Origin of the sequence: Vibrio sp. M260118 (assembly GCF_036533755.1) — a bacterium.
Lineage (GTDB): Bacteria > Pseudomonadota > Gammaproteobacteria > Enterobacterales > Vibrionaceae > Vibrio.
On the sequence record NZ_JATABG010000406.1, the window covers coordinates 1 to 2,965 of the forward strand.

Here is a 2,965-nt window from a genome sequence, read left to right on the forward strand (position 1 = left end):
TCGCTACTTTTTAAAACTAGAGTCATTTGTCCCATAAGCTGCTCCGACGAGTCGGAAAACTGAATAAGAAATTCAGCAATTTCAATGGTGCTGCTTCGAGTTTTCGAAGCAAGTATTCGAACTTCTTCAGCGACAACAGCAAACCCCTTTCCAGACTCACCCGCTCGGGCGGCCTCAATTGATGCATTTAAGGCTAACAAATCAGTTTGATCGGCAATTTTTTGAATAGAGCTAAGAATGCTGCTAATCCCCTGAGAGACAGTATCCATCACGCCTAATGACGAAGAGATTTGTTCTGTGTTCTCACCTAGTCCAACCACAATATTTTCGGCAATTTCTCCTTTTAGGGCAGCTTGACTGACCCGGCTAGTAACTTGCTGAGCTAACTCAATGGCTTGGTGAGCTTGTTGTTGAATATCTAATGATGACTGCCGAATATCATTGATAGCATCGGACAAGCTCTCACTTTGCTTATTGTAGCGCGTGACAGTAGAAACATTCCGACCAATTTGCACATCAAGCTCTTCTCTGGCGTCGTTCAAGGCGACGTTTGAACTAGAGATGTTTGTAAACAAAGCCTGCAAATTATCTATAAAACAATTTACAGAATTAGATATATGGCCTATTTCATCTTGACGATTAAGATCAATCCTTTGTGTTAAATCTACATCACGACTTGCCAAATTATCGACCAAAGCCATTAATTTAGATAACGGATTCAAGTAAAAATTAAGAATAACCAAACTAATAACCAGCGTAATGAAAGCACATATTGTCATATACTTTGTAATGTCTTTATTTATACCTTCGATGACTTTTTTAATATGGTTATAGTCGATATACGAGCGTAAATACCAATTTGAACCAGCGACAATAACAACATCAGTTTGTTTTAAATCCAAATCTCCATTTTCAATTGAATAAATTTTGTTTCCTTGCTCATCAAGCAACTCAAAATAAACCCCAGGAACACTATAGCGCTGTATTAGCCCCTCGATAAACCCCATGTTAATGGTAAAGAAATCTACTACACTATGTTTCTTTTTCGAAATGATTATTTTTGGCTGACTATTATCAGAAAAAATTTGTGTAATTTTTATTCCCTCATCATGCCCGCGAGCCAAATCGATATAGTATTGAGATTGTTCTTTATCCAAACTTCCTTTGTCACTTAACGCAGTCTTATTAATAAGTTTGACAACTTGTTCATAACCCATCTTTTGTTTGGTATCGCGAATACCGATAACACCAAAATCAAGGCTTTCTATCACTGATATGTCACGTTCTAAGGACTTTTTAATCTCGCTGCTGATCAAGCTTACATTGTTGGCCATACGACTATCGTAAGAAATATTAATGTAATCACCAATAATATATTTCGCACTAAAATAGGCTGTTGCTATCGTTACTATTAGTGAGATTCCAAACAGAAATACTATCTTACTCTTTAACGACCTTATATTCATACATTAGTCCAAGCGAAAAGGCTCTTGAAATGGAAATTTATTAATTCCCCTCATAGATGAGTACGTTCCATTTCAAGAGCAAATGGTGTTAAAAATATTTAAATAACGCAATTAAATAGCAAATAATGTCGATTACCACCAAGCCTCAACTTGTACGCCGTAATTGATAGTGTCATTTGACTTATTGCTATCAAACGATTCGCTCTCGTTGTCTTTCAAATAAGTCGCGAAGAATCGAATCTCTGGTCGAGCGAAAAACGATTCTCCCGCAGTGATAGCATGAGCGACGGTGATCTTTGTTCCACTAGACTTGTCTTCAGAGCCTGAATCCCACGTTTTTTCTTGGTCGAAGTAGCCTACCTCTAGCATTGTCTTGTTGTATGGAGACCAATTGTAGGTTGGACGTGCTACAAACGAGAACAACTCCTCCTTATCTAACCAGTCACCATGATCTTTTACATTACCGTATGTTAGAACGTGATTGATCACTACATTTTCGCTCAAATTCAAATCACCGGTACTGATAAAACGAAACCCCTTTGCATTACTGACATCACCACTCCAGATGTCATACCAGCCACCACCTTGCGATATAGCGTTCTGTGCAAGCCCTTTGTCCATGTATTGGAGTACGAACTTATTGTATCCCAGCGAGAAGCTCTGACTAAGTTCCGCGGTCAACATTAAGCCATTGTCAAAGTTCTCAGTGACACTTTTTTGTTCATCCGTTGGATTAACCATTGCATAGTCAGCACCAAACTCAGTCCAAGCTCCTTCCCAAGGGCTAAAACCAGCATAACGTAAGTCTAAGAAATACGTATTCAGGTCTCCATAACTCGTCTTATTACCAGCACCATCCCATTCGGCTAACTCATTATCAGCTCGGATAACCGCCGCCGAAATAGCGCCAGTATTTAATTTAATATTTTCGATACCCACACCATAACCAGAAATATTCCAATACTTAGTATCAATGATGTGAATATCATGACGTTGATAAAAGCGTTTCCCTGCCCATATTACAGCATCAGGTGAAGATGGAATGTAACCCTTAGCTTGAACATTAAGTTGTTTAATACCGAAGTTAGCACTGTCATCTTTACTATTTTCAGATTCAAGGTTTCCGTCAGATGACATCTCAAACATACTTTCAAAATACATTGAACGATCATCAGCATTGAACAACTCTTGACCCAATCCAATCTCCGCATATGTATCGAACTCGTTACCCAAACGGCCTAATTTCGTTTTATTAAACTCATCGCCTGCTTTGGTACCACCACCATCAGAACTGGCACCAACTCCAGCACGAACGTAACCAGAGAAGTCGACCGAAAAAGCTTGAGTGGCGAATAGCGAACCTAAAATAGCGACTGTCAATGTTGCTTTTTTCATTTTAATTTCCTTTCGTATTACTTTTGAGTTATTGGCTAAGCAAATATTGCCTTATTTTCTTTAGGCAATATTTGCCCGTAAGATGATTTCCATCTCATTTAAAT

General features: G+C 38.5%; 2 protein-coding genes. Both read right to left on the minus strand.

All coding sequences use genetic code 11. The annotated features are described in order from the left end of the window. Window positions 1–1,334 (minus strand): methyl-accepting chemotaxis protein (locus tag QTO00_RS17530; protein WP_331425920.1); only part of this gene is annotated, 1,334 nt, incomplete at its 3' end. A 264-nt stretch (window positions 1,335–1,598) separates the two neighbouring features. Continuing rightward, entirely contained in the window at window positions 1,599–2,861 is a 1,263-nt protein-coding gene (locus QTO00_RS17535; protein ID WP_138974758.1) for a maltoporin, read from the minus strand. Between the last annotated feature and the right edge of the window lie 104 nt (window positions 2,862–2,965).

What these genes read in the sequence shown, in the direction of transcription:
- QTO00_RS17535 (WP_138974758.1), bottom strand. Translation starts at nt 2,861, where the DNA reads ATGAAAAAAGCAACATTGACAGTCGCTATTTTAGGTTCGCTATTCGCC.